The sequence below is a fragment of the Nostoc sp. EspVER01 genome (genome assembly GCF_034530635.1).
Taxonomy (GTDB): Bacteria; Cyanobacteriota; Cyanobacteriia; order Cyanobacteriales; family Nostocaceae; genus Nostoc.
This window is the reverse complement of record NZ_JAVRCS010000020.1, coordinates 46,566-72,295: the sequence shown is the minus strand read 5'-3', so window position 1 is coordinate 72,295 and position 25,730 is coordinate 46,566. Positions and strand designations below refer to the sequence as shown.

Here is a 25,730-nt window from a genome sequence, read left to right as displayed (position 1 = left end):
AGAACCCAAATAGAACTCAAATAGAACTCAATTCTGATATTTTTTTGCTACATATTGCGAGAGCTTTCGGTAACAACTCGTTCCAACTGTTTAAAGTTTTCTAACACACGACCTGTTCCCAGCACAACACAGCTCAAAGGATCGGCAGCAATGTGGGTAATAATCCCTGTTTCATGGCTAATGAGGGTATCTATGCCTTTGAGCAAAGCACCGCCACCAGCTAACATAATACCTCTGTCAATAATATCTGCTGCCAGTTCTGGCGGTGTGCGTTCTAGTGTCCGCTTCACAGCTTCGATAATTACTGATAGCGGTTCCAACATACTTTCACGGATTTCTGGGGCTTTGATGGTTACAGTTCGCGGTAGACCAGAAAGCAGGTGTAAGCCTCGGACTTCCATCATCGCGTCATTATCATCATTAGTCGGATAGGCAGAACCAAGCCGAATCTTGATTTCCTCGGCAGTACGTTCACCAATGACTAAGTTATGAACTTTCTTAATATACTGAACGATCGCATCAGTCAGTTCATCTCCAGCAATGCGTACTGATTCGCTGATTACCGTACCTTGAAGACTCAGCACTGCAACTTCTGTTGTCCCACCACCAATATCGATGATCATATTGCCTGTAGCTTCGGCAACAGGTAGTCCTGCACCAATAGCCGCAGCTACAGGCTCATCAATTAAATAGACTTTTCTGGCTCCTGCTTGGTGAGCTGCATCCATCACTGCTCGCCTTTCTACTCCTGTAACGCCACTAGGAATACCAATGACGATTCGGGGTAGGATTAAAGACTTACCTTCATTTACACGCTGAATAAAGCTTTTCAGCATTAGCTCGGCAATCTCAAAGTCAGCGATTACACCATCCCGCAAAGGACGGAGAGCAATCACATTTCCCGGTGTGCGACCGAGCATTTTTTTGGCTTCTTCTCCTACTGCTAGTGCAACCTTTTCGTTGACATCGATAGCAACTACAGAAGGTTCTTGTAGTACAATACCTTTACCAGATACATAAACCAGGGTGTTCGCGGTACCGAGGTCGATACCCATATCCCATGAAGTGCGAAAGTTTCTAAAAATACCCACGCGTCTGTTAGCCCCCTATGTGCGATACTTTTTGACTACAACGGTAATAGTTAATTGTGCCGGATTTGATAAAGTTCTTATCCTGAGTTGAGTCAACTAGACTATATTTTTATATGATTCCCAGGAATATTTAGTATGTCTCAAGCCCCGTACTTTTTGATATTCTCTGGTTAGATTAGTATATCCGTATATTTTTATGTGTTTCTCCAAATAGTGTGTATAAATTTTCAAGTCAATTATATTGTTAACTGTTTAACACAATATTTTCAAGTCTTTCACAATTCGCTATGATGAAAGTCGAAATTGCTAAGTACGTTTGTACTGAAAGGTAACGCACATGAGTATTAATATTGTCACTCTTGTTGGTCGTGTAGGTGGCGACCCTGATATAAAATATTTTGAATCCGGTAGTGTGAAGTGTAGATTGACACTCGCGGTAAAAAGGCGATCGCGCAACAGCGATGAACCTGACTGGTTCACGCTGGAGTTATGGGATAAGACGGCTGAAGTGGCAGGTAATTATGTCCGTAAGGGAAGCTTGATCGGCATAAAAGGTTCCTTAAAGTTTGACACATGGAGCGATCGCCAAACAGGAGCAAACCGTTCTACACCAATTATTAGAGTAGATCAACTGGAATTATTAGGCTCTAAACGAGATGGAGAAGGCGGTACAGGAGATATGTCTTCAGAACATTTTTAATTGGGCATCCCTTCTCTGCGAGACGCTACGCGTAGCTTGCTTCCCTGGAGGGGTACGGCTCCGCTCAGGGCAAGTGGGCATTGATTATCAGTCCTTTGCCCTCACAAATTACAAAGGACAAAGGACAAATGACAAATGACTAATAACTAATTTGCAGCGTCACCGATGCTTCTACTTGCTGTTCACCACCAACAATCGGGGTGGAAGCATCAGCTGATTTCGCAGCCTCAGCCCGTAAAAACATTGGTGGTGGTGGAGGCGCACTGGCATTATTAACTTGAATGCTGACTATTTCTTTGGATTTAAAACCCAAGGCACTGAAAACTGCATCAGCTTGCTGCCGCGCGTCTTGAGTAGCTTCTTTTAATGCTTGCTTTTGAGCAGCTGCGATCGCTTCATCATTCGCAACAAAACTAATGCCGTTAATTTGTGTTGCACCGGCTTTGACTGCATCATCCAATAATGTCCCAGCTTGTTCAACAGGAATACTAAAACTCACAGTGTTAGTGGCAGCATAGCCTGTAATCCGCTGTACATTATTGGTGTAGCTGTAAACCGGATTGAGACGGATACCGGTAGTTTGTAATTTTTCAACATTTTTGCTCTTGAGAAACGCAACCACCGCCGATGACCTCTGAGCGGCTTCTTGCTGTACCTCCTGGGCTGTTTTCCCTTGAATCTCCACTCCTAAACTGACTTGTGCCAGAGTTGTCGGAATTGTTTCCACTCCGCGACCACTGACACTAAGGGTTCGCCACAATTTATCTTTTTCTTGTGCGAATGCAGGTAGTACAAAAGTTGCACATACAAGCATTGCTAAAGGCAGTATTTTCCACAGGTTTCCCGATGGAAACCGAGAACCGGTTAAAGCGGCTCTAGTCATCATATTTGCACTCCTCACAGTATCCACAGATGTTTTGAATAAAGGTATGTAGCAATCTTCTGGTGGTCATTGAGAGCCAACAGCCACCATCAGTTTTTCACAACTCAAGTGCGATCGCTAGATACGATTTGTATGTTCTTACTTTGACACTGCGATCGTCAAAAGCTGAAATGGTTACATTTTTTGAAACTAAAAAAATTACATCAATGCTGCACAGCGTAAATGAAACGTTGACGCTGTATTCATTTTGAAGTTTGAATTTTGAATTCGGATTTCGTCTCCATAGGATGTTTTTCAGAAACGCGTCAGAATCAAAGAGAAGGATTTTCAGAGAACCTAATGCATTTGTTAGATCCAATCAACTTCTCTTTTCCTCTGCTGGCTAGCGCAACAGAAGCCGCAGACAGTTCAATGGTAGTCGAAGCAGTACTACTAAGCTTAGTAGTCGTTTATCTCGCCAGCAAAGTTGGTGGAGAATTATCAAACCAAGTGGGTTTGCCGCCTGTTTTAGGAGAACTCGTTGGTGGTGTAGTAGTTGGCATCTCTGTTTTCCACCTTTTGGTGTTTCCTGAAGGCGGCACAGACAGTTCTAACTCTTTGATTATGTCCTTCCTTCAAACCACTGCTGGTTTAACGCCTGAAGCCACTCCAGCGGTGTTTGCAGCCCAGTCCGAGGTCATTTCCGTTCTAGCAGAATTGGGTGTGATCATTCTGCTATTTGAAATCGGCTTGGAGTCGAATTTAAAAGATTTAATGGCAGTTGGTATTCAAGCTACTGTTGTCGCAGTAGTTGGGGTAGTAGTACCCTTTGCGGCTGGTACTGTGGGACTGATGACTTTGTTTGGGATTGGAGCTGTACCCGCAATTTTTGCAGGGGCGGCTTTGACTGCTACTAGTATTGGTATTACTTCCAAAGTGCTGTCAGAACTGGGGCGACTCAATTCTAAAGAAGGGCAGATTATTTTGGGTGCTGCTGTAATTGACGATGTACTAGGCATCATCGTTCTAGCGGTAGTTGCCAGTTTAGCTAAAGACGGCGTGGTGGATGTCAGCAAAGTCATTTATTTGATTATCAGCGCCACCGGTTTTATTTTGGGAGCAATCCTACTAGGCAATGTTTTCAATCAGTCCTTTGTAGCGATCGCCGATAAACTCAAGACACGTGGTGGACTAGTAATCCCAGCATTCATTTTCGCCTTTGCGATGGCATACCTTGCCGCCGTCATCCACTTAGAAGCAATTCTGGGAGCTTTTGCAGCTGGTTTAGTCTTAGAAGAGACAGATAAGCGTAAAGAACTGCAAAGGCAAGTCTGTCCCATTGCCGATATGTTAGTGCCAATTTTCTTTGTGACTGTTGGCGCAAAAACCGATTTGGGAGTATTAAACCCAGCAATTCCCGACAATCGGGAAGGTCTAATTATGGCAACTTTCCTGATCATAGTAGCCATTCTCGGTAAAGTTATCACAGGCTTAAGCGTGTTTGGTCAACCGGAAATCAACCGTTTAGCGATCGGTGTGGGGATGATTCCTAGAGGCGAGGTTGGGTTAGTGTTTGCTGGTGTCGGCGCTGCCAGTGGCGCTCTCTCGAAACCATTAGGAGCAGCAATTATCATGATGGTTATCTTGACAACCTTTTTAGCTCCTCCATTGTTACGATTTGTGTTTCCAGATCCAAAAACTGTGGACGGAAGCTCAGAGCAACTAATTTTAGACGGTTCCTCTGGGACTTCGTTGGTAATTGAACCACCTCAGTCGAGGGTGCCAACATCAAATGACAGCAGCAATTTGGGAGTAACTCCAGATTCTGGCGATCGTTAATTATTAAGAATGGGGAATGGGGAATGGGGCATTGGACATTGGGCATGGAGAAGAGACAAGGTAGACAAGGAAGAGGGGGGAGACAAGGGAGAGACTTGTTCAATCATCTCCCCTTGTCCCCCTTGTCTCCTCTGCTCCCCTGCCCCTCTGCTCCCCTGCCCCAATTGCGCAGTGGAAACTTCTATCCTCAAATCTCCGTCCCGTGTGATTGTAGAATAATCATTTGTTTATAATTTCTACCAGCATTCAGAATGTTACTTAATTTCTAGTCTCCCTCGGCTTGTGAGCCTTTATCTAAATATTTTCCAGATAATTGGGGAGTAACACCCATAAATCTTGCTAGATCGTTTGACAGTAATGGGAATTATTTACTCAGTGCATCGATGGCAACAAAGAACAAACACTTATCAGTAAACAGCTATCAATTATCAGTTTTCTAGCTTTATTGGGAGTCAGAGTTCTCCATCTGTAAAGGTGGAAGGTTTCGCATGGGGATTTAAACTAAATTTGAAACCCGATAAATGATTTAAGTGTGTCTAAATACCAGCTTAAAAATCAAACAAGGGATTCAGAGGTCAAGTTTAGGTGGTGATGGTGTGATGATGATTTACCAATGAGTTGAGATATTGACGGCTCCCATGAATGTGAATTAGGAGAAAGAACTGTGAAATTACACTGGTTACTACCCAGCACTATTGGAACTATCTTCATGCTATCGTCGCCAGCAATGGCCGCGAGACTTGAATCTTGGCGCTTTGATGCCAATCAAAACAGGCTGGAAATTAATACTGTGGGAGCAGTTCAACCCCAAGCACAACTAATTTTCAACCCGACTCGGCTGGTAATTGATTTGCCAGGAACTACATTTGGTCGTCCGCAGTTAACCCAACAGGTGGGTGGTGGAATTCGCTCAATCCGTGTTGGACAGTTTGATGTAGATACAACACGCATAGTTGTCGAACTGACTCCTGGTTACAGTTTAGACCCCAAACGAGTGCAATTTGTTGGTACAACTGGCGATCGCTGGACGGTGCAATTACCTACGCCAGAAGTTGAAAAAGTAGCTGCTTCTCCTTCTCCTAGAAATGCTTACAGCGTAGTTACCCCAGACTCGGAACCTAAACCTAGTATTTCAAGGGTTGCCAATACTACACGACGGACAACTGAAATTGAGAGCTTACAGGTAACAGGTGATGGGTTATTCATTCGTACCAGTGGTGGTAATCCTCCGACTCAGGTAATTCGCAGCCGCGATCGCGCTACCATCTTTCTAGATATCTCTGGTTCATCTTTATCACCACGTCTGACGCAGCAGAGTAATATTCCCGTTAACAAACATGGTATTAGCCGCGTCGAATTCACCTCATTGCAAACCCAACCTCCTGGTGTCCGCCTAACTTTGCGGGTAGATAAAAATAGCCCAGATTGGCGAGCAAGTAATAGTAACGATGGTGGTTTGATAGTTTTACCTAGTCGGGTTGTCAGATTGCCTGGAAGTAATAATTCGGACAATCAGTCAGAAGCCGTTTCCTTGCCCAATAGACCATCTGCGAATAACTCGCCAGCAACAATTGAGTCTGTACAACTTGCCGATAATGGCAAGCAACTGCTAATTAGAGGCAACCAACCTTTATCTGCTACGGGAATCTGGGATAGATCCTTAGGTATTTTCCGCGTCACAATTACCAATGCCAAGTTAGCTCCCAGAGTTATAGGGCCTACTTTTGCTCCCAATAGCCCCATTCTTCGGGTACGTCTGCAACCTCAAGCATCCACCAATACAGTCGTTGTTTTAGTTCAACCAGCAGGAGGAGTGCAACTTGGGCAACCCCAGCAAATCGGCGACCAGCTTTTGGCTCTACCAATACAAGGTTCTCGGCGAATTGTCAGCCTCCCTGGAAGACCACCCTTTGCTTTACCTGGGCTACCACCGCCGAACCGCGGGCCATTCCCAGACCCAAACAATCCAAATCCCCAGTCCCCAACACAACCACAACGCCGAGTTACTAATGGGCGAGTAGTAGTCCTTATTGACCCCGGACATGGTGGTAAAGATCCTGGAGCTGTAGGTCTTGGTGGACTACGCGAAAAGGATATTATTTTGCCCATTAGCAAAAGAATAGCTCAGGTATTGCAGCAAAATGGCGTACAGGTAGTTATGACGAGGGATTCTGACTATTTTGTTACCCTTCCGGGACGAGTGCAATTAGCAGAGCGAGCTAATGCTGATGTGTTTGTTAGTATTCATGCTAATGCAGTCGGCCCAGGTCGTTCGGATGTCAGTGGCTTAGAAACTTATTATTACGATAGTGGTTTGGGTTTGGCTCGCAGTGTCCATAACAGTATTCTCCAAGGTGTAAATGTCAGAGATAGGGGAACGCGGCGAGCCAGATTTTTTGTCCTCAGAAAAAGTTCTATGCCTTCGATTCTGGTAGAAACAGGTTATTTGACCGGTCGAGAGGATAACGCTAAACTCAGAAACTCAGCTTACCAAAATCAAATGGCAGAAGCGATCGCTCGTGGCATTCTTCAGTATCTAAAGAGAAGATAAGTAATTTAGTCTAAATTTCTAAATTGTTGAGTAAGTACATCTAATCTTTACCATTTTTATCCAATTTAGTAGTAAAACAATTTAAGTATTCTTGCGGCGGGATAAGAGTAGCTTCTTTGTTATTGTCATTTGATACTTTGCAAGTCAACAAATTTTGGATTTTAGACTGTCCTGCGGAACGGCGTAGCTTGCTTCCCCGGAGGATACGGCTACGCTCTGTCGAACAATTTTGGATTTGTATCACCTACAACAGGTGTTAGTGTAGCAAGACGCTAGTCTGGCAGAAAACTAAAATCGAGAATCTAAAATTTAAAATTGGCAGTCAAACTTATATAGGCTAATGGCATGGCAAAATCAGAGGAGCGTGCTATATTTTACGCCATTAGCTGTGTCTTAATAACAGCGCCAAACTCAAGTGTGCGCGGTGACGGTGTGAGGATTTGCCAATATGTTGAGATGTTGACGGCTCCCATAAATGTGAATCAGGAGAAAAGACTGTGAAATTACGCTGGTTACTATCCAGTACTATTGGAACCATCTTCATGCTATCGTCGCCGGCAATGGCCGCGAGACTTGAATCTTGGCGTTTTGATGCCAATCAAAACAAGCTGGAAATTAATACTCAAGGGGATGTTCAACCCCAAGCACAATTAATTTTTAACCCGACTCGTCTAGTTATTGATTTACCAGGAACCACATTTGGCCGCCCGCAGCTAACCCAACAAGTGGGCGGTGCAATTCGTTCTATTCGTGTTGGGCAGTTTGACGAACAAACAACGCGCATAGTGGTTGAACTGACTCCTGGTTATAGTTTAGACCCCAAACGAGTGCAATTTGTGGGTACAACTGGCGATCACTGGACAGTGCAATTACCTACGCCAGAAGCTGACAATGTACCCGCAAGAAACACTGAGGGGCAACCAGAACAAGCTATAGCCTCTGATACTTCACCTAGAACATCTACACAAACATTCCCCCCAAGGAATATTTACAATGTGGTGACAAGTGGCTCTGTAAATCCACTGAAGACCAGACCACTGAACAACAGAATGGTTGTTGCCAAAGCGACTCAAATTGAGAACTTACAAGTCACTGGCGATGGTTTTTTTATCCGTACCAATGGTGGTAATCCTCAGATTCAGGTAAATCGTAGCAACGATCAGAAGGCAATTAACATCGACATTGCTGGCGCAACTCTATCACCAAGTTTAGAGCAGCGAGATTTGTCAATTAATCGCTATGGTGTTAGCCGTATCCAGTTCACCCAGCTGCAAACCAGCCCATCTGTTGTTCGCCTGACTTTACAAGTGGATGAAAATAGTCCAAATTGGCGAGCAACCACTAGTAGTGTTGGTGGTTTTGTGGTTCTACCCAGTCGTGGAGTTGCCCAACTGCCTGGAAGTAACAGTCCACGTCCTGTAGCACCAAGTAACACACCTGCTAACATTCAGTCTGTGCAACTGGCTAATAATGGTACACAATTGCTGATTCGAGCCGACCAAACTTTGTCTGCTACAGGAGGCTGGGATAGAACCTCTGGTCTGTTCCGTATCACTATCAACAATGCTAAGTTAGCTCCCAAAGTCACAGGCCCGACTTTTAATCCTAATAGCCCAATTTTGCGAGTACGCCTGCAACCACAAGAATCCAACACTGTCACCGTCTTGGTTCAACCAGCCGCTGGAGTACAAATTGGGGAACTCAACCAGGTTGGCGACCAGCTTTTAGCTTTAGAATTACGACGTTCGAGTAGCAGCATCACACCGCCCATTGCTTTACCTCCCCTGCCATTACCAGACCAAGGACAATTACCAAATCCCATAGATAATCCCCGGCCAATCTCCCAACCACGACCACGCCCCTCAGCTCCCAGAGGGAAATTGCTAGTAGTTATTGACCCAGGACATGGTGGAAAAGACTCAGGTGCCCCTGGTTTGGGGGGACTTTTAGAAAAGGATGTAATTCTGCCTATTGGGAAAAGGGTAGGAGCAATTTTAGAGCAAAATGGTGTGCAAGCAGTACTAACACGGGATGCCGACTTTTTCGTAGAACTTCAGGGACGGGTAGATATTGCCAAGCGGGTTAATGCGACTTTATTTGTCAGCATTCACGCTAATTCCGTTGATAATCGCCCTGATGTCAATGGCTTAGAAGTATATTATTACGAGAGCGGTTATGGTCTGGCAGAAGTAGTTCGTAAAACTATTCTCCAGGATATCGGTACTATTAAAGACCGGGGAACCCGCAAAGCCAGATTCTATGTTCTTAGAAAAAGCTCCATGCCTTCGATTTTGGTAGAAACAGGTTATATGAGTGGTTACGAGGATAATCCTAGATTGGGAACACCAGAATATCAAAATCGGATGGCAGAAGCGATCGCTCGTGGCATTCTAAAATACTTACAGCAGAGGTAATATAGTACAAATTACTAATTAAAGAGGTGGTATTTAAACTTCTTTGAGGCGCAGAATTTAGTGGTCAAATTGGAGATTGTCTGCTAAATTCTGTATTTTAAATCCCAAAACCTAAATATATATCTGCCTGTGTATTCATCTTCCATTTTTGAAGGGAATCTTGACGATTTTTCCGAGCGAGAACCCCAACGTGCCCCAATTGGCATCTTTGATAGTGGTGTGGGTGGGCTAACAGTACTGCGACAAGTATATCGACAACTCCCCAATGAATCAATTATTTACTTTGGGGATACAGCCAGACTTCCTTACGGAATTCGTTCACAAGCAGAAATTTTACGATTTACACGTGAAATTATTACCTGGCTACAACAGCAGCAGGTAAAAATGGTAATTATGGCTTGCAACACCAGTTCTGCCTTAGCCCTAGAAACTGTGCGTCAAGAATTCAGCATACCTATTTTGGGAGTAATCCTACCGGGTGCAAAAGCTGCGGTGCAACAAGGAAAGCGGATTGGTGTAATTGCCACTCCAGCTACAGCTAAAAGTAATGCTTATAAGCACGCTATTCTTGAAATTGCTCCCGATGTTCAAGTCTGGCAAGTTGGATGTCCAGAGTTTGTGCCACTGATTGAGCAAAACCGCATTCACGATCCTTACACTGCGGAAGTAGCACGAGCCTACCTAGAGCCTTTATTAGAGCAGGAAATTGACACCCTAGTTCACGGCTGTACTCATTATCCCCACCTTACACCAGTACTGCGATCGCTCCTCCCCTCTCAAATTCAGTTGGTCGATCCGGCTGTTCATGTTGTGGCAGCTTGTGCACAAGAACTAGACTTACTAGGCTTAAAAAATACTCATCTACCATTACCAACTCGCTTCGCCGTCAGCGGTTGTCCGCAACAGTTTTCCCAGTCAGGAGTGCAGTGGCTAGGATATACCCCAATGGTTGAAGAGGTTTCCTTCACTGATATCGCTATTTCCCAACTCCAATAAAACTAATTAGTCCCTAGTCCTTAGTCATTCGTCATTTATCGAAACAAATGACGAATGAACTAAGGACAAATGACAAATAACTATTGACTATTAACCGATATCTCCTGCTTGTGTTTTCCTTCGGTAGATGAAGGGAAACTTGTAGGAACAGTCTTTGTACCCGTTCGCTTCGCCAGTGCCAATAACAGGTAGACTGTGAACAAATATCCAGAGGCTAAAATAAAAATCATCATAGGTATACTTCCGTAAATCATTGTTCTACTAGCACCCTTCTAAACGAATATAAAATTCCATAAAATTAGTAGAACCTCAGCCAAACAAGTGCATTCTTGATGACTGTAGTTTCCTATGGTAAAATTACCTATAGAGATAAAATCCTCTACGGACAAAGAATTTATGAGCTAATGCGACTTCTTGCAGACCATAGATCCCACAGCAGTTAGCTTGCCGTTTAGCAATCTAAAACTACGATTCTCAGCGGTCTACCCGATCTGCTTTATTTTTGCTCAAACTGCTGTGAAAAGAGCAATGCTTGCGCTCTACGTGCGCGGAGTACGTAGAGCGGCTTCCCATAGGAATATGACACAGCTCCAAACCAGGAGTTTTGCCTATCGTAGGAAAAATTAAAGAATTTATTCCCTTAATCTAACCAACGAATACTTATTTTAGAATCACAACACCATATCAGTAAAATCAACTAGTAGCTAACTTAACTTTTGAGGTGCGAATATCTTACAAAATTTAAAATTCCTATATTTTAGCGTAACACAACGACCCTGAATTTTGAGCTTATTCGGCTGCTAAATTTCAAATTTTTTGAAGAGCTACACCTCAATCTGGATAAATTTATCCTTACCTCTTGGCGACGAATTTAAAACGCTGCATTTTTGTCAATAGGTAATATTGCTTAAATTATCTTTGGAACTGTGGCAAGAAAGGTGAGATGAGAAACTACTTAACACAATTTAATTTGGCATTTATCCCGTGTACTGAGAATTGATGTTTTAAGTTAGTTTAAAGTTTGAATAGCCACAAATTAAGCATAATTACTTATTGACAAAAACCTTGGCAACCTTAATTATCACCCATAGACTCATAAAAATGGGATTACCTTATGAAAACTTTGCGCTGGCACAGGGTTATCTTAAAATGAGTATAGGATATGTAAACTTTCGTAACCTAAGTCAGAGTCCGCCCATCCATGACCCCAGCCACCTCCTTGTTTACCCCTGTGGAAGCAGACCTGCGACTACTAGCAGATAACCTAAAACAGCTAGTTGGAAATCGCCACCCCATTCTGTTTGCAGCAGCCGAACATTTATTCGGAGCTGGGGGAAAGCGTATCAGACCAGCAATTGTCCTGCTAATATCGCGGGCAACAATGTTAGAACAAGACATTACACCGCGTCATCGCCGCCTTGCTGAGATTACAGAAATGATTCACACAGCAAGCTTGGTACATGATGATGTAGTAGATGAATCAGACGTGCGGCGAGGCGTTCCTACCGTTCATAGTTTGTTCGGGAACCGCATTGCCATCTTAGCAGGAGATTTTCTCTTTGCCCAATCGTCCTGGTATTTAGCAAACTTGGACAATTTAGAGGTAGTGAAACTGCTCTCAGAAGTCATTATGGATCTGGCTACTGGGGAGATTCAGCAGGGACTAAATCGTTTTGATGCTGGTATCTCTATTGAAACTTACATTGAGAAGAGTTACTACAAAACAGCTTCATTAATCGCCAACAGTTCTAAAGCTGCTGGGTTACTTAGTGAAGTCTCGCGAGAAACTGTTGAGCATCTGTATAGCTACGGTCGTCATTTTGGTATAGCATTTCAAATTGTTGATGACATTTTAGATTTCACCAGTACAACAGATACTTTGGGTAAACCAGCAGGGTCGGATCTCAAAAGTGGTAATCTAACAGCACCCGTTTTATTTGCTTTGGCGGAAAAACCATCTTTGGAAGTGCTGATTGAACGAGAGTTTGCTCAAGAAGGAGATTTAGAGCAAGCACTAGCACTGATTCAAGATAGTCAAGGTATACAGCAGGCGCGAGAGTTAGCTGCTCACCATGCTAAGTTGGCAATTGAACATCTTACAGTTCTCCCATTTTCAGAATCCCATCAGGCATTGATTAACATAGCTGAGTACACACTGAGTCGCCTTTATTAAATCAGTTATCAGTTCTTAAGTAGAAAGTGGGGATTTAGATGTAGGTGTGTTGTGCCTTCCGTAACGCACCGAAAATCTGAAATATTGTGTTGTACTAACGCTTTAACACACTAAAGCAGTTTTATGTGTAACTCAATCCACTTATTTAGCAGGTAGAAAGTGGGGTTTTTCTTTGGAAGTTCTTAGGGATTTCCAAAAAATAAATTACTACTACTTCTGGGGTGGATAGTGTTCAACTGAACGCTCACTCTAAATACTTGCCCGCTTTTGGTTACTGGCCACCTCACAATAAAGCATGGGATATTTTTTGATGTGAAAGTTCTTAAGTATAAAACTCTGCTTCACCAAGAAACTAAAACTTAAAAACGAAAAAATGTTCACTGATAACTATTTTTTAATCAATTTTAGGTTTCACCGAAAGTTGAGTAAGTCGTATGGTGTAACGGAAGGAAAAAATTTCTTTTTTCACTGATTTAGAAAACTTTTTTAAAGAAATTTGAGATTTAAAAATTTGGATGTGGGATTGTATCTAAAAAATCCCACATCCAAATTTTTTCTATGCAATATCAGGGGGTATTTGTTTAGGCGATCGCTGTTGTCGTAACTGTTTCTGCATAAGTTTTTCTAGTTCAGTGCGCCGAACTTCGACGGTATGAGTGGTCTTACCCGGCGTCTCCAAAAAAACGATACTATCTACGGGTTCTAATGCCACCATTTGGAACAAAATATGGGTGACAGGAGTAATTTTAGCTAGCATTTGAGGGTCAAGCCCAGCAGGGGAAATTAGAGAGACATCCTGTATGGTAGGGAAAGCGTAAATCACACGCTTTTCCAATCCTGGATTAGCACGATTGCTCAACGTAGTTAAAACCCAGCTTGCCTCCGAATTTTGGAGAATATAGTACTGGGAGTAGCGTAATTTTTGAGCGATCGCTCTAAGGGCAGGAGCAATTGCTGCAACAAGATGTGGTGTCATACCATCGCGGGGTGCATTGTCAATCAGCAATTGAATTTGTGCTTCTAAATCCATAATGACTTGTATACGACTCTTGGGTAATGGCAATAACATCTATCAAGTGTGAACAATCCCATCAGAATTGGGAATAATAAAATCAGCCATATCCTCAATATAGGATTGGTCTGCGTTTAGCTTATACGTAAAACCAAACCAGCCAATACCCACAGTCGTACAGGTTGTATTTAAGTAAGTTAGGGTCTTTTGAAAACCGAGACTATGAATTCAGCCGCAACCGCAACTATTCCATCTGCAACTATTCTGGGAGAAAATTCTACAGGCGTGGAGGCGATCTTTCAACTCCTGTCCAAGGAGTTTCAGCAGTCAACTAAAGCTTCGGAACAGAATTGCCACGATGTAGCAAGACGTATTACCACCGAAGTCTACCGGATTTGTCATGAGAGTAAACGTATCCAAGCTTCTGGATCTGTAGAAAGCTCGGCGATGACCCTGGCTCGGCATCGGCTGCAACAGTGTCTCAGGTACTATCAGTTGGGTTCAAATCGGGGCAGGGTCGAATTACACAGTACTCTGAGTGCAATTATTTATCGATATATTAATCCTCCTCAGAAGCAATTGAGCTATCAAGGGCGGCTGACGATAATTGAAGATTTCCTCCAGAGTTTTTATCTAGAGGCGTTGAATGCTTTCCGGCGAGAAAATCAACTTGGTGCTACTTATCGCCCTCAGACGCTCTTGGAATTGTCCGAGTATATGGCATTTACCGAGCGCTACGGCAAGCGACGCATTCCTTTACCAGGTCGTCAGCAACAGCTAATTATCCTGCGGGCACAAACTTTTTCCCAACAGCAGCCTCCAGAAACCAGCGTAGATATAGAACAAGCCGCAGAAGGTAGCAATAATGAAGGTGACGGTTCTTGGGAAGAACCAGCAATTCACCAATTACGCTCCACAATGGCAACACAAGCCGAACCCGAACCCGAAGAAGACACCTTGCGTTCCGTTGTGGTTACGGAATTAATGAATTATCTCGAACAACGACAACAATCTGACTGCGCTGATTATTTTTCTCTCCGCCTCCAAGATTTATCAGCACAGGAAATTGAATCGGTTTTAGGTTTAACTCCTCGTCAGAGAGATTATTTGCAGCAGCGCTTTAAGTATCATTTGATTCGATTCGCCCTGTTGCACCGTTGGGAATTAGTTCACGAGTGGCTGGAAGCTTCTTTGCACACAAACTTGGGCTTAACTCCCCAGCAATGGCAAGTATACACAGCACAGCTGGACAATAAGCAACGGTCTTTATTAGAGTTGAAGCAACAAGGACAAGCTGATGAAAAAATAGCAAAAACTTTGGGGCTATCAATGGCACAACTGCAAAAACGATGGTTTAAGATTCTTGAGCAAGCTTGGGAAATTCGTAACTCATTAGTTTCCGGATCAGGTGCATCTACTCATGAATAGTGACTCAGAATCCTTACAACACCGGTGTCTCGATTGGTTGTTGACAGATAATGTCAAAAATAACGAGCAATCGGTAGAATGTGAGGAAAATGACGGGGTAAAAAACCTCCTCAAGGAAGCCACTGCTTCAAAAAGCAGTGAGCCAAAATTGGGAGGAACGCCCCAGACCTTTCAACTGGGAGAAATTCCTACTGTGCAAGATCGTTTTCAAGCTGTCCTTAAGAATCGGTTACAAATCCAAGCCCAAGAACACCCACCGTTGTTTCCTTGGGAAACGCAATTAATCGAATATCCTGATTTTGTTGATGAGCCTTCCATGACACTCGTTCCTAGCTGGGGATGGATGGTACAACAGTCAAAGTTGACCTTGCCAACCCGCTTACCGGAAAGAGTTTTCCAGCAATTGCTAGAACAATGTCAGGCTTTAGTGACATCTTCAGTGCCATTGGGGGCAAAATTAGTTCAAGTGGTGGAGAACTTTTTTCCCAATGAGTCTCAAGCACTAAATGATATAGCTGGATTGGTGCTAAGAAGCACCTATCGGTCTGCAAGTACTTTGGAGACAATGCCCGCTATTCAGAGCGATTACTCAGATTTACAACCGCGTCAACAGATGGCTTTGTCGTTGCTAGCAGCTAAACAACTGCTGGAAAATCTGACTCTACCAGTTTCAGCAACCAGTCCGGTGGTAGAAAGACAATGGCTAACCAGTGTTGGTGCTTTGAACATCAGAGTAGAATACCAGTCTCTAGGCAAACTTACGAAGTTGCTTGTTCAAGCTGAGTTACCTGTTAAAGGAACTTTGACCCTGCGGGGAAGTGGCACTTTAGCAATGACAACATCTTCAACTTCGGGATACTTAAATGTAGAGTTAGGCTGCGAGCAACTTAACCCAACTTATACCCTGGAAGTTGAATTTCCAGAAATAGACGAACAGTCGTTGTTGTTTGTGATTAATCCCTCGATTTAGGTTAAATTTCCACCGCTAGCACACTATCTCAATCAACGCCGATATATATTAAGAGGATTTTCCTGGTTTTGAAGCTTATCCTATTTTTCAATAAACGGTCATTAGGGTGTCTACGAGAAGCAGTTATTACAAAGACACAGGGACACGGGAATATGGGGACATGGGGATATTGAGAAAGTATTTGATTATTTCTCGATTCACTGCGTTACCCATTTCTCGTATATTTCCATCTTTACCCCTTAGATATCATTTTTTTAACACAGTGCTAGGGTAGCAAATTACGTCCCCTGTATTGTGTTTGTTGCATCTACATCATTGCTTCTACTAGACTCAAATGTTTAACTTATCCAGGATGAATCGGTTTTGGCGTCTCCCTGTAGGTAATTTCTGGCGGCAAAATCCGCAGGGGTCGCCTTTGATTGAAGTGGAAGATTCAATTTTTTTGCGGGTGCTGGTGCTAGCGTTGGTTATTTTGGGAATTGTGGCGACGGATATTGCCGCTGAGACTTCATTCAGTTTTTGGGCGTTACCCCTGAGTGTTGTGGGTGCAATTTGGAGTTATTATCGTCGCCGCGATCGCAATGTTGCAATTAAATTCTGCATCGCCATCGGTATGTTAGTAGCACTAGGTGCTTTCTTTGGGCGATTAGTCGGAGAGTTGAATGATACGCGGTTGGGTTTGGCAGAGTTATTAATTCAACTCCAGGTGTTACATAGCTTTGATACACCCCGCCGGAAAAATTTGGGCTATTCGATTGTTATCGGACTGATTTTATTGGGTGTAGCAGCAACCCTAAGTCAGACTTTAGCATTTGCACCTGTGTTGCTGTTATTTTTAGCGATCGCTCTGCCAACTTTAGTATTAGACTACCGCTCACGCTTGGGTTTGCAGCCATTAAAAACTCAAAAGGAAAAATTCAATCAGAAGAATTCCTCAAGTCTTAATTTTAAATTTTTAATTCTAACTTTTTTACTAATTGTCGGTCTGGGGTTGGCAATTTTTGCTGTTTTACCCAGATTTCCCGGCTATCAATTACGCAATTTTCCTGTAAGTTCTGCTATTCAAGTAAAAAATAATTTCACAGGTCGTAGTATCATTAATCCCGGTTATGTCCGCCAAGGGAAAGGTGAGAATCAAGGGAGTGGTAGCGGTGGTACGGGACAAAATAAAACTGGTCAACCAGGTAAAGTAGATAATAATTTTTATTACGGTTTTAATAGCCAAATGAATCAAAACCTGCGGGGCGAGATGAAACCCAAGGTTGTCATGCGGGTGCGATCGCAAGCTGAGGGTTTTTGGCGAGTATTAGGATTCGATCGCTATACAGGTAAGGGATGGGAAGTTTCTCGCAATGAAAATGTTACGACTGTTAGGCGAGCGCCTTGGTCTTACCAAATTTTTCTTTCCCCATCTGTACTCACTGGTAAAACCCAAGAAGTAGTGCAAACTTATACAGTGGTGTCAGATTTGCCTAACCTGATTCCAGCGATGACTTATCCCAAAGAAGTTTACTTTCCAGCACCAGTGATCGCTGTTGATAAAGAAGACGGATTGCGATCGCCTGTAGAATTATCAGAAGGCTTCACCTACACAGTAATTTCTGAAGTACCATACCGCGATCGCACTTTGTTAGGTAAAGCTTCTACTAAATATCCAGAACACATTAAAAAGCATTATCTGCAAATTCCTCCCGAAATTGCCGAAAAAGTGCGGCAACGTACCGAAGAAATCCTCGCTAACTACAATCAAGAAAAAGTCGCAAAGTCTGCTAAAAGCTTAGATTCACCCTACGAAAAAGCTCTCTACTTAGCTCAATATTTAAAGCAACGCTACTCTGTTCCCCAAAATCCCTTAGAACTACCTTATTTAAGTGAAAAAGAAGACTTGGTAGAAACTTTTTTGTTTAAGCAAAAGGGAGGATATCCAGATCACTTCTCTACAGTTCTCACGGTGATGTTGCGTTCCATTGGTATTCCAGCGCGGTTAGTAGCAGGGTTTAGCGCAGGAGAATTTAATCCATTTACAGGGCTGTATGTTGTCCGTAATACTGACGCTTATGCGATGACGGAAGTGTATTTTCCTAAATATGGTTGGTTTGCCTTTGACCCTATTCCCAATCATCCTCTGATACCACCTTCAATAGAAGACACTCAGACTTTTAGTGTGTTGCGCCAATTGTGGCATTGGGTTGCTGGCTGGCTACCTTCTCCGCTGACAGGTTTGTTGAATAATGTATTTGAGACAATATTTAAATGGGTGATTAAAGCGATCGCTTGGTTTTTAGCTTTATTTTCTCAAGGTTGGTTTGGTGTATTAACTGGCTTAATTGTGGGGACTACAACGGCTTTCTTCGCTTGGCTGGGTTGGGGTCAGTGGCGAGAGTGGCGCAACCGCCGATGGTTAAAGAAATTGCCAGCGATGGAGAGCCTTTATCAACAAATGCTGCAATGGACAACCCAAAAAGGTTTAGGCAAACATCCAGCACAAACACCTTTAGAGTATGCCAGAATTTCATACCAGCATCATGCTCTAGCAACTGCTGAGGTCATAGATGAAATTTGTCAAGCTTATGTTGGCTGGCGTTATGGCGGTCATACACCTAACTTGCAACGATTGCGAGAGAGATGGCAAGGTTTGAAAAAAGCTGCTAAGTAACTCATCAATGCTAAATCACTTAGTTGACTTAAATACCCTTTACAAAGAAATTAAGGCAAGTAATTGATGGCTTATTTATGTATATAACTGGGTTATTTTTAATCTCTGGAGAAGTCTAGAGAGATTATTCATATTGATTACCTAAAAAATAGGAGAAGTAAGCTTGTTCTTTAAAACCAACCAATAGCGATTTTGATATCACCACAGTACACCTTGCGGTCTGAGTCTAGATCCTACAGGTGGCGATCGCTGGTAACTCAAATAAAATACCATAACTGCGATCGCTGTCCAAACACCACACCGCCGATTTCGCCAAGGGTTTAATCCCAATAATCTGGCTGTGACAGATGTTAGCTGTAGTATGCCTGCACGATCAAACCTATTTTGCTAAGTGTGCATTTCTATAAATCTAGCAATAGCTAGATGCTGAAATTCTCTCAAAGGCTATAATCTACATCTGTTGCACCGAGAGATTTACTTGTGGATGTCATATTAGAACGATCGCACGAATTAAAACAAGCCTTAGTTGATTTTGTCCTTGATGCTGAAGGCGAACTGGCACAAGCACTGGAAACTTATGCCGCAGAACAGTTGCGTCGTGGAAGTGGAGATAATACGCAGCAAGACTTAACCATCGATAGCTTTTTGACAGCCGGGAAAGTCGGTGATAAATCTCCATTAGAGTTGTTTATCGAAAGCCATCCAGATTTAACAGAAAGCGATCGCAGCCTGATTAACAGTTGGCATCATACTTTTATTGGCTTATTTGCCATCACTAATATTTTGCCTGATGGCTTTGAATTGACGAACTGGCTTACAGATAAACGCTACATTGTCAAGCCAAACAATACTCAAACATTACAGGCAATATCTCGGTTGAAAGTCGGAGAAATCTTGCTAACTCGCATTTCTCCCGTTACCGATAGCTACTGGATGTTTTCTGGCCCCTACACAATAATGGGTAAATTAGGTAAACCAAAACTTGCCGTAGCAATTGGTAATTTCAAAGAAAACTATAAAAGTAATCTTTACAGCGATGCTCCAGACTTGCTAGAAGAAGCTTGGCAGTCAGTAGAACAATATCATCAGCAGTTTGTGGACTTTTTTGGTACTGATGAAATCACCCTATCTGGATACCAGCTTAATAAAAAAATCGCGGAATTTCAAGAAGTAATTACTGAAAAAACTTTTGCAGCCGCAGGAATTGATACTTCTAAATCTCTGGCTGAAGTGGTAGAAGCGGCTGGCATTGGAGACGAGGAAATAAAAGCCGCAGCACAAGAATTTGGTGCTGATTCCAACGTAGTCTCTGAAATGTTTAACAGCAAAAGCACCAAGAGCAAAATGGTGATGCCAAAGGTTGATTTGCCTTCTGAACTCAAGAAAGCAGAACAGGTAACGGCTCTTTCTCATCCCCGTTGGGGACAAATGTTTTTACCAACTTATAGTAAGGTACAAGCAATCTTATCGGCAGAGGACTGGCAAAGTGTTCAAGGAGCGGAAAAACTAGTTCGCTATTACCTCGAAGATAAAAGTATTAATGCTTTTATTTGGCATCGATTAGGGCAACAGTATCCAACTCAATTAGAAAATGTGTTGCAATCATTTTTGCAACGTCCAGAGTTTAAGCTTGAAAGTGACTTGGATACACTTTTGCAAGAATTCCACAAACCTATTGAGCCAGAGTTGCCAGACATAGCCAGTGTACCCATACATTTGCATAACTTATTTCAGGAAGCTTTAGGAGAAGTTAACAAATCTAAGCCCAAGGGTAAGGGGCAACAAAAGCCAGCAAAGGGTTTTCAACGAGGTTAGTAAATATATCCAATATATAATCCTACTTACTTAGGGTTATATGTTTTCCTTTTTTAAAGTAGTTTTTAGGAGTGTATAGCTAGCTGTGCGCTCCCACAAAGTATTTCGTGACATCAGTATCAAAAACGAGATCGAGGCTGGCTAGTTATATCTAAATCGGTAGATAACAGGTGAACAATCTCATCGATATCAGATTAAACGCACATGGCTGGTAGGTGGAAAAAATCGCGGATCATTTAAATTGGACTGCACAGACAGTGAGAGAGGTTTTGCACAAATGGATTATATAAGGTGCGCGGATGGTTTAAAGATGCTAAAGTCTCAAATCCTTGCAGCTACCACAATCTAACCATTTTTGTAGTTCCCCCTTCACCAACACCTACCCATTCGCGCACTTAGCAAAAAAACTAGTCTGATTACTTAAATTTTTTCCTTAGCAGCTAACATGTGTAAAATCTTTTCTACATGATCCAACTCTCCAACGATTCGCCGAATTGGGTGAGGCCAAACCTTGACAAGGGTAGGAGTTGCAGAAACCTGATTTAGTTCTGCTTGTTCTGGATGACTTAAAACATCAATCACCTTCAGAGTATAAGGGTGTCCGAGCGATCGCTCTAACAATTCGTGTAAATTTTGCAGAATGCGTTCAGTAGAACTGCTATGTCCGGCAACAAACAAGCGGAGAACATAGCCTTGGGTGATGGCTTCTTTTTTTTGTATTATTACTGGTTGGTGGTATTTTGGTACAGGTTCAGAAAGGTCTAGACGGACAATTAAATCGTGATCCTCCCAAAGCTGCTCAAAAGACGAACGATAGGTTGTTAACACCATGCGATCGCACAATCCTTCTTGCCAAGGAGCTGCTTGCCATACTAATTCTCCCGTGCCAAAAACAGCATTAAGCAAAGCTTGATGTCTAATTACAGCTGGATAAGCTTCAGCAAAAGTTCGCACTTGTTGAGTGCGCGGATCTAACCAATTATCAATAGTTGCAGTATAACAAGGCACTAAAAAGTGCGGTGGCTCTGGTAAATCTAGGATTTCTTGCAAAGCCGAGCACAAATGCAAATGCCATCGACCTTGCTTGCTAGGGTCGATGCAGTAAATTAAATCTCCTCCAGGCGTAAATAGCGCAATGCCTTTAAACAGCTGGGGTGTAGATAGTTTATTTGTCGTCAAGTTATTCACAGAGGTTAGGGAACTAAAAGTAAAAATTCTCTCTTTTACCTTTTACCTTAGCTATAACCTCAACCAGGATCGCAAAGATATTTGGAATTGGGTACTGGGAGAGCAGGGAGAAGAGTTTTCTTCTCTGCCCCCCGCACCCTGCTCCTCTGCCTCTTCCCCAGTCCCCAATCCTAAACTCGACCTCGGAGAAACTGTGCCATTTCGTTAGGAGTTGGTGACATTTCCAAAGCAGTTTCTTCAGTGATGCGTCCGTCTTGATAGAGATTGAGCAATGACTGATTCATCGTAATCATGCCATCAAAGCCAGCTTGTTTCATCAACTCACCAATTTCATCATACTTACCGTCTTTGATCCATTCCTTAATCGCCTCAGTATTGATCAGCACATCGTGGAAAGCAGCCCGCTTACCGTCAGTTGTGCGACACAAACCTTGAGCAATTACTGCTACTAAAGACTCAGAAATCGCCACCCGCATTGCATCCTGTTCATCACCAGAATAGAGGTTGAGAATCCGCTCAATGGTTTTGACCGCACTATTGGTGTGCAGGGTTCCCATGACTAAGTGACCAGTCTGAGCAGCTTTTAGGGCGGTGTTAACCGTTTCCTTGTCCCGCATTTCCCCTACCAGAATCAAATCTGGGTCTTCCCGCAAAGCTGCTTTCAAAGCGTTGTCAAATTTCCGGGTATGCATTCCCACTTCCCGCTGTTTGACTAAGGACTTGCGGCTTTGATGGACAAATTCTATCGGGTCTTCAATAGTGATGATATGTTTGGCCATCTCCTTATTGATGTAGTCAATCATCGCTGCCATTGTGGTGGACTTACCAGAACCAGTGGGCCCTGTTACTAGAATTAAACCTTTATGGTGATGACAAATATCCCGAAAAATTGGAGGTAATCTCAACTGTTCCATAGTTAAGATTTTTAGCGGAATCAACCGCAACACCATTGCAGGCCCTTTCAGGGAGCCAAAAACATTAATCCGCACGCGAGCAAATTCGTATTGAGTTGCTCCGTCAAATTCTAAGGATTCTTCAAAGCGCTGAATTTCTCCCTCACTCATCACCTCCCGCAACCAACTCATAAAAGTTTCTTTATCTGTTTCTGGATAATCTCCTGATTGAATTTCTCCTCGGCTGCGAAAGCGGGGTGGTTCACCTACACCCAAGTGCAAGTCAGAATATCCCTGATCGTAAGCTTCTCTGATTAACTTCTCTAAAGTGAGTTCTGGACTGCTGTTTTGAGGGCGAACTGAATTAGGTATTGGCGGTGGACTACCCGGACGATGACCTGCAACAGGCGGATTTGTGCCCCTATCCATTGACATATCCAATGTTTGTGTCATCTGCCGCTGGGTACTAAAGGTTGGAGTTGGCGGTGGTGGCGGCGGCATTGGTGGCAAATTACGTCCGGCAGCAGAGTTAGAATTTAATGGAGACTGTGATTCTGTCATATATCTTCACATTTGGCAGTTAAAAAGTTGAATTAACGAGAAGTAAAGTCACTTGCTTTGATGACTTTTGGAGAATGCTTGTCTGCAAGCCTTAGCGGTGATAGAAGGCGATTGAAACTCTAGAACCACGGTCAATCTATTTCATCCACCTCAGTTGGTATCTTTTATTTCCTAAAATTTCATTACTCAGAATATTTAGATAGATTATTTAACCTATCTAAACTGGTTTAACACATGTAAGGACTTAAAAGACCTCAGTAAATACACATGGAATTAAAAGTTACTTTTAATGCTTTTAATTTAAAGTAAATATTCTCATGACTTAGATGAGAAATTTATCCCAGGTATGGGCACGAATTGCCAGCAATTAACAGCACAAATACTAGCAGATCATTTATTCAGGCTGTCTAGGAATTATGAGAAAGACTACTAATTTTTATAAGAAATGTTAAGTTGAATAGGAATGATATCGTGGGGATCAAGGTTCAAAGCTCATACATTCTAGGTTCTATACCTGAAGGTAGATGCAGTAAACAAGTTTTTCTAATAGATAGAAAATTGACTTTATATCCATAATTACGAAAAATTAACTGTAAACTTTAGTAAACAAATGCTCATTTTCCCAATTAGTTTTTATATACTGAATTTCACTGAAGAACAATTCAGTTTACTCGCAAAAAGCGAGATATGACTGAAATTAAAATCTGTTGTGTATTTTGGGAGGAAAAGTCATGGTTTCTGCTGAAAGCTCTAATCAAGGAAAGACCTACTCCTTGTTGATGATTAAAAGCTTTTTAATATGGACTTTTACATTAGCAGTATGTTTGTTGGTTGTGGGTTTTCCACTAGTTGTCTTAATGGCTACGGTCGGATGTCTGTTGTCGATTATCTTGCAATCTGTGATGCCTGTTAGTGCGGTTTTGCTTGTAGCAGGCGCTCTAATAATGTTTAATGTTATGGCAGTTGTATTGGCTGCGGGTGTGCTAACTGTTAAGGGAGTTCATCCTAGCGAAGTTAAGTGGTTAAGCTGGCTGCATGGAGAGGCAGACCAAATGCAGGCTACTGTTTACGCTGCTTGCCCTCTAACTTGTGAGATTAAATAGTTATTACAGGTTAATTAGACAAACAGTGCGTCTGCCCGGTTAAGCCGGGTTTTTTCATGGTTTTTATAATTTGAACTTTTAAATAGTTATTACAGGTTAATTAGACAAACAATACATTTGCCCGGTTAAGCCGGTTTTTTATATCTTGTGTGATTTATCCATTAATATTTATGGTTTATGTAAGGATTAACCACCGACGATTGACTATAGACCATTGACTATAGACCATTGACTATAGATGGCAAATTACAGATGACTAATGACTAATCAAAAACGCGTTTGCATTATCTTAGGTACTCGCCCGGAAGCGATTAAACTCGCTCCAGTGATTCAGGTTTTCCAGAAGTCTTCAGAATTTCAGTTGCAAGTAATTCTAACTGGACAGCATCGTGAGATGGTTGAGCAAGTTATGCAACTATTTAATATCAAGGCAGATTATAACTTGGAAATTATGCAGGTTCAGCAATCTCTAAATGATATTACTTGCCGAAGTTTACAAGGGTTAGAAGCATTATTTAAGGCAGAAAAGCCAGATTTCGTAATTGTGCAGGGAGATACTACCACTGCTTTTGCCGCTGCTTTAGCAGCTTTTTATCAAAAAATTCCTATAGGTCATGTAGAAGCAGGGTTAAGAACTGATGATATCTTCAATCCTTACCCAGAAGAAGCTAATCGCCGATTGATTTCTCAAATTACTCAGTTGCACTTTGCACCGACTCCTTGGGCTGTGGAAAATTTGCATCGTTCTGGTGTTTTGGGTGAAATTCACATGACAGGTAACACTGTAATTGATGCATTGTTAAATGTCGCTGCAACCCAAGTAGTTTGCGATGTCCCAGGCTTAGACTGGGAATCATATCGGGTTTTGTTAGCAACAGTTCATCGTCGGGAGAATTGGGGAGAACCTCTATTAGCGATCGCTCAAGGCTTTTTACAAATCTTAGACAAGTTTCCTGATACAGCTTTGCTCTTACCATTGCACCGCAATCCGACAGTGCGAGTCCCGTTGCAGGAACTTTTAGGGAATCATCCCCGAATTTTCTTGACAGATCCTCTAGATTATGGAGATTTGGTGGGAGCAATTAGGCGATCGCATCTTTTGCTCACTGACTCTGGTGGCTTGCAAGAAGAAGCCCCCAGCTTGGGAAAACCAGTACTAGTTTTGAGAGACACTACCGAAAGACCGGAGGCTGTGGTAGCTGGTACAGCCAAACTTGTTGGCACTACGACTGAGAACATTGTTGCAGCCGCTACTGAGTTACTCAGTGACTCAGATGCTTATGAAGCGATGGCAAACGCAATCAATCCTTTTGGGGATGGTCATGCAGCAGAGCGCATTTTGCAGATTGTCCAAAATTACATTTATGGGTAAAAAAGTTCGTAGTAAGGACTTTAGTCCTTATTTCTCAAGCACTAAAGTGCTTACTACAAACCCTCAAAACTAGTTTGACAATATTTACCAAACCACGAGGTTTTTT

20 protein-coding genes are annotated in these 25,730 nt (G+C 42.6%); 13 read left to right on the top strand and 7 right to left on the bottom strand.

Translation table 11 applies throughout. From position 1 onward, the window contains the following. Nucleotides 1-47 precede the first annotated feature (47 nt). Nucleotides 48-1,055 (bottom strand): rod shape-determining protein, encoded by a 1,008-nt coding sequence (locus RMX69_RS17800; RefSeq protein ID WP_289800099.1) that lies wholly within the window; start codon nt 1,053-1,055, stop codon nt 48-50. 373 nt (nt 1,056-1,428) lie between these two features. Here RMX69_RS17800 and RMX69_RS17795 point away from each other — a divergent pair, with 373 nt between their 5' ends. Next, on the top strand, nt 1,429-1,791 hold the full coding sequence (locus tag RMX69_RS17795; protein ID WP_289798863.1) for a single-stranded DNA-binding protein: 363 nt from the start codon (nt 1,429-1,431) through the stop codon (nt 1,789-1,791). Between the two features lie 139 nt (nt 1,792-1,930). On the opposite strand, the gene RMX69_RS17790 is transcribed toward RMX69_RS17795, so the two are convergent. Then, nucleotides 1,931-2,674 carry an SIMPL domain-containing protein gene (locus RMX69_RS17790; RefSeq protein ID WP_322638273.1) on the bottom strand — a complete coding sequence of 248 codons (744 nt, stop codon included), beginning with the start codon at nt 2,672-2,674 and terminating at the stop codon, nt 1,931-1,933. 62 nt (nt 2,675-2,736) lie between these two features. On the opposite strand from RMX69_RS17790, the gene RMX69_RS17785 reads away from it, so the two are divergent. The 5 genes from RMX69_RS17785 (at nt 2,737) to murI (ending at nt 10,453) form a co-directional block, all read left to right on the top strand. Continuing rightward, nucleotides 2,737-2,925 (top strand): hypothetical protein, encoded by a 189-nt coding sequence (locus RMX69_RS17785; protein ID WP_322638250.1) that lies wholly within the window; start codon nt 2,737-2,739, stop codon nt 2,923-2,925. Between the two features lie 88 nt (nt 2,926-3,013). Next, nucleotides 3,014-4,492, top strand: coding sequence for a cation:proton antiporter (locus RMX69_RS17780; RefSeq protein ID WP_322638249.1), 1,479 nt, complete (start codon nt 3,014-3,016; stop codon nt 4,490-4,492). A gap of 664 nt (nt 4,493-5,156) precedes the next feature. After that, the gene (locus tag RMX69_RS17775) at nt 5,157-7,043 is read left to right on the top strand and encodes an N-acetylmuramoyl-L-alanine amidase (protein WP_322638248.1); all 1,887 of its coding nucleotides are present in this window, start codon (nt 5,157-5,159) and stop codon (nt 7,041-7,043) included. A 497-nt stretch (nt 7,044-7,540) separates the two neighbouring features. Further along, complete coding sequence (locus RMX69_RS17770; RefSeq protein ID WP_322638247.1) at nt 7,541-9,457, top strand: N-acetylmuramoyl-L-alanine amidase; 1,917 nt, start codon at nt 7,541-7,543, stop codon at nt 9,455-9,457. Between the two features lie 129 nt (nt 9,458-9,586). Further along, a complete protein-coding gene (murI, locus tag RMX69_RS17765) occupies nt 9,587-10,453 on the top strand; it encodes a glutamate racemase (RefSeq protein ID WP_322638246.1) in 867 nt (288 codons plus the stop codon). 80 nt (nt 10,454-10,533) lie between these two features. Here the strand turns inward: murI and RMX69_RS17760 are convergent, their stop codons facing one another. Continuing rightward, nucleotides 10,534-10,686 carry a hypothetical protein gene (locus RMX69_RS17760; RefSeq protein WP_289800153.1) on the bottom strand — a complete coding sequence of 51 codons (153 nt, stop codon included), beginning with the start codon at nt 10,684-10,686 and terminating at the stop codon, nt 10,534-10,536. Nucleotides 10,687-11,654: 968 nt separating this feature from the next. Here RMX69_RS17760 and sds point away from each other — a divergent pair. Beyond that, the gene (sds, locus tag RMX69_RS17755; protein WP_289798858.1) at nt 11,655-12,626 is read left to right on the top strand and encodes a solanesyl diphosphate synthase; all 972 of its coding nucleotides are present in this window, start codon (nt 11,655-11,657) and stop codon (nt 12,624-12,626) included. Nucleotides 12,627-13,182: 556 nt separating this feature from the next. Here the strand turns inward: sds and RMX69_RS17750 are convergent. Beyond that, nucleotides 13,183-13,656: a hypothetical protein gene (locus RMX69_RS17750; protein ID WP_289798857.1), complete on the bottom strand. Its 474-nt coding sequence runs from the start codon at nt 13,654-13,656 to the stop codon at nt 13,183-13,185. 204 nt (nt 13,657-13,860) lie between these two features. On the opposite strand from RMX69_RS17750, the gene hetZ reads away from it, so the two are divergent. From hetZ to RMX69_RS17735, 3 genes are all read left to right on the top strand, one after another. Then, entirely contained in the window at nt 13,861-15,066 is a 1,206-nt protein-coding gene (gene hetZ, locus RMX69_RS17745) for a heterocyst differentiation protein HetZ (protein ID WP_094352496.1), read from the top strand. After that, entirely contained in the window at nt 15,059-16,036 is a 978-nt protein-coding gene (locus RMX69_RS17740; RefSeq protein ID WP_322638245.1) for a PatU, read from the top strand. The genes hetZ and RMX69_RS17740 overlap by 8 nt, the downstream gene beginning before the upstream one ends. A gap of 352 nt (nt 16,037-16,388) precedes the next feature. After that, complete coding sequence (locus RMX69_RS17735) at nt 16,389-18,692, top strand: DUF3488 and DUF4129 domain-containing transglutaminase family protein (protein ID WP_322638244.1); 2,304 nt, start codon at nt 16,389-16,391, stop codon at nt 18,690-18,692. A 198-nt stretch (nt 18,693-18,890) separates the two neighbouring features. On the opposite strand, the gene RMX69_RS17730 is transcribed toward RMX69_RS17735, so the two are convergent. Beyond that, nucleotides 18,891-19,022 carry a hypothetical protein gene (locus RMX69_RS17730; protein ID WP_289798854.1) on the bottom strand — a complete coding sequence of 44 codons (132 nt, stop codon included), beginning with the start codon at nt 19,020-19,022 and terminating at the stop codon, nt 18,891-18,893. A 150-nt stretch (nt 19,023-19,172) separates the two neighbouring features. Between RMX69_RS17730 and RMX69_RS17725 the strand changes: the two genes are divergently transcribed. Next, nucleotides 19,173-20,507 (top strand): hypothetical protein, encoded by a 1,335-nt coding sequence (locus tag RMX69_RS17725; RefSeq protein ID WP_322638243.1) that lies wholly within the window; start codon nt 19,173-19,175, stop codon nt 20,505-20,507. A gap of 420 nt (nt 20,508-20,927) precedes the next feature. Here the strand turns inward: RMX69_RS17725 and RMX69_RS17720 are convergent, their stop codons facing one another. Further along, nucleotides 20,928-21,695: a circadian clock KaiB family protein gene (locus tag RMX69_RS17720; protein ID WP_322638242.1), complete on the bottom strand. Its 768-nt coding sequence runs from the start codon at nt 21,693-21,695 to the stop codon at nt 20,928-20,930. 170 nt (nt 21,696-21,865) lie between these two features. Next, a complete protein-coding gene (locus RMX69_RS17715; protein ID WP_289798851.1) occupies nt 21,866-23,149 on the bottom strand; it encodes a type IV pilus twitching motility protein PilT in 1,284 nt (427 codons plus the stop codon). 731 nt (nt 23,150-23,880) lie between these two features. Here RMX69_RS17715 and RMX69_RS17710 point away from each other — a divergent pair. Beyond that, nucleotides 23,881-24,252: a hypothetical protein gene (locus RMX69_RS17710; protein ID WP_289798850.1), complete on the top strand. Its 372-nt coding sequence runs from the start codon at nt 23,881-23,883 to the stop codon at nt 24,250-24,252. A 259-nt stretch (nt 24,253-24,511) separates the two neighbouring features. Then, nucleotides 24,512-25,624: a non-hydrolyzing UDP-N-acetylglucosamine 2-epimerase gene (gene wecB, locus RMX69_RS17705; RefSeq protein ID WP_289798849.1), complete on the top strand. Its 1,113-nt coding sequence runs from the start codon at nt 24,512-24,514 to the stop codon at nt 25,622-25,624. The last annotated feature ends 106 nt before the right edge of the window (nt 25,625-25,730 follow it).

Excerpts from the sequence above, each read along its gene's own strand:
- RMX69_RS17800 (WP_289800099.1), bottom strand. The coding sequence starts at position 1,055 with ATGGGTATCGACCTCGGTACCGCGAACACCCTGGTTTATGTATCTGGT.
- RMX69_RS17795 (WP_289798863.1), top strand. The coding sequence starts at position 1,429 with ATGAGTATTAATATTGTCACTCTTGTTGGTCGTGTAGGTGGCGACCCT.
- RMX69_RS17790 (WP_322638273.1), bottom strand. The coding sequence starts at position 2,674 with ATGACTAGAGCCGCTTTAACCGGTTCTCGGTTTCCATCGGGAAACCTG.
- RMX69_RS17780 (WP_322638249.1), top strand. The coding sequence starts at position 3,014 with ATGCATTTGTTAGATCCAATCAACTTCTCTTTTCCTCTGCTGGCTAGC.
- RMX69_RS17760 (WP_289800153.1), bottom strand. The coding sequence starts at position 10,686 with ATGATGATTTTTATTTTAGCCTCTGGATATTTGTTCACAGTCTACCTG.
- sds (WP_289798858.1), top strand. The coding sequence starts at position 11,655 with ATGACCCCAGCCACCTCCTTGTTTACCCCTGTGGAAGCAGACCTGCGA.
- RMX69_RS17750 (WP_289798857.1), bottom strand. The coding sequence starts at position 13,656 with ATGGATTTAGAAGCACAAATTCAATTGCTGATTGACAATGCACCCCGC.
- hetZ (WP_094352496.1), top strand. The coding sequence starts at position 13,861 with ATGAATTCAGCCGCAACCGCAACTATTCCATCTGCAACTATTCTGGGA.
- RMX69_RS17740 (WP_322638245.1), top strand. The coding sequence starts at position 15,059 with ATGAATAGTGACTCAGAATCCTTACAACACCGGTGTCTCGATTGGTTG.
- RMX69_RS17735 (WP_322638244.1), top strand. The coding sequence starts at position 16,389 with ATGAATCGGTTTTGGCGTCTCCCTGTAGGTAATTTCTGGCGGCAAAAT.
- RMX69_RS17715 (WP_289798851.1), bottom strand. The coding sequence starts at position 23,149 with ATGACAGAATCACAGTCTCCATTAAATTCTAACTCTGCTGCCGGACGT.
- RMX69_RS17710 (WP_289798850.1), top strand. The coding sequence starts at position 23,881 with ATGGTTTCTGCTGAAAGCTCTAATCAAGGAAAGACCTACTCCTTGTTG.
- wecB (WP_289798849.1), top strand. The coding sequence starts at position 24,512 with ATGACTAATCAAAAACGCGTTTGCATTATCTTAGGTACTCGCCCGGAA.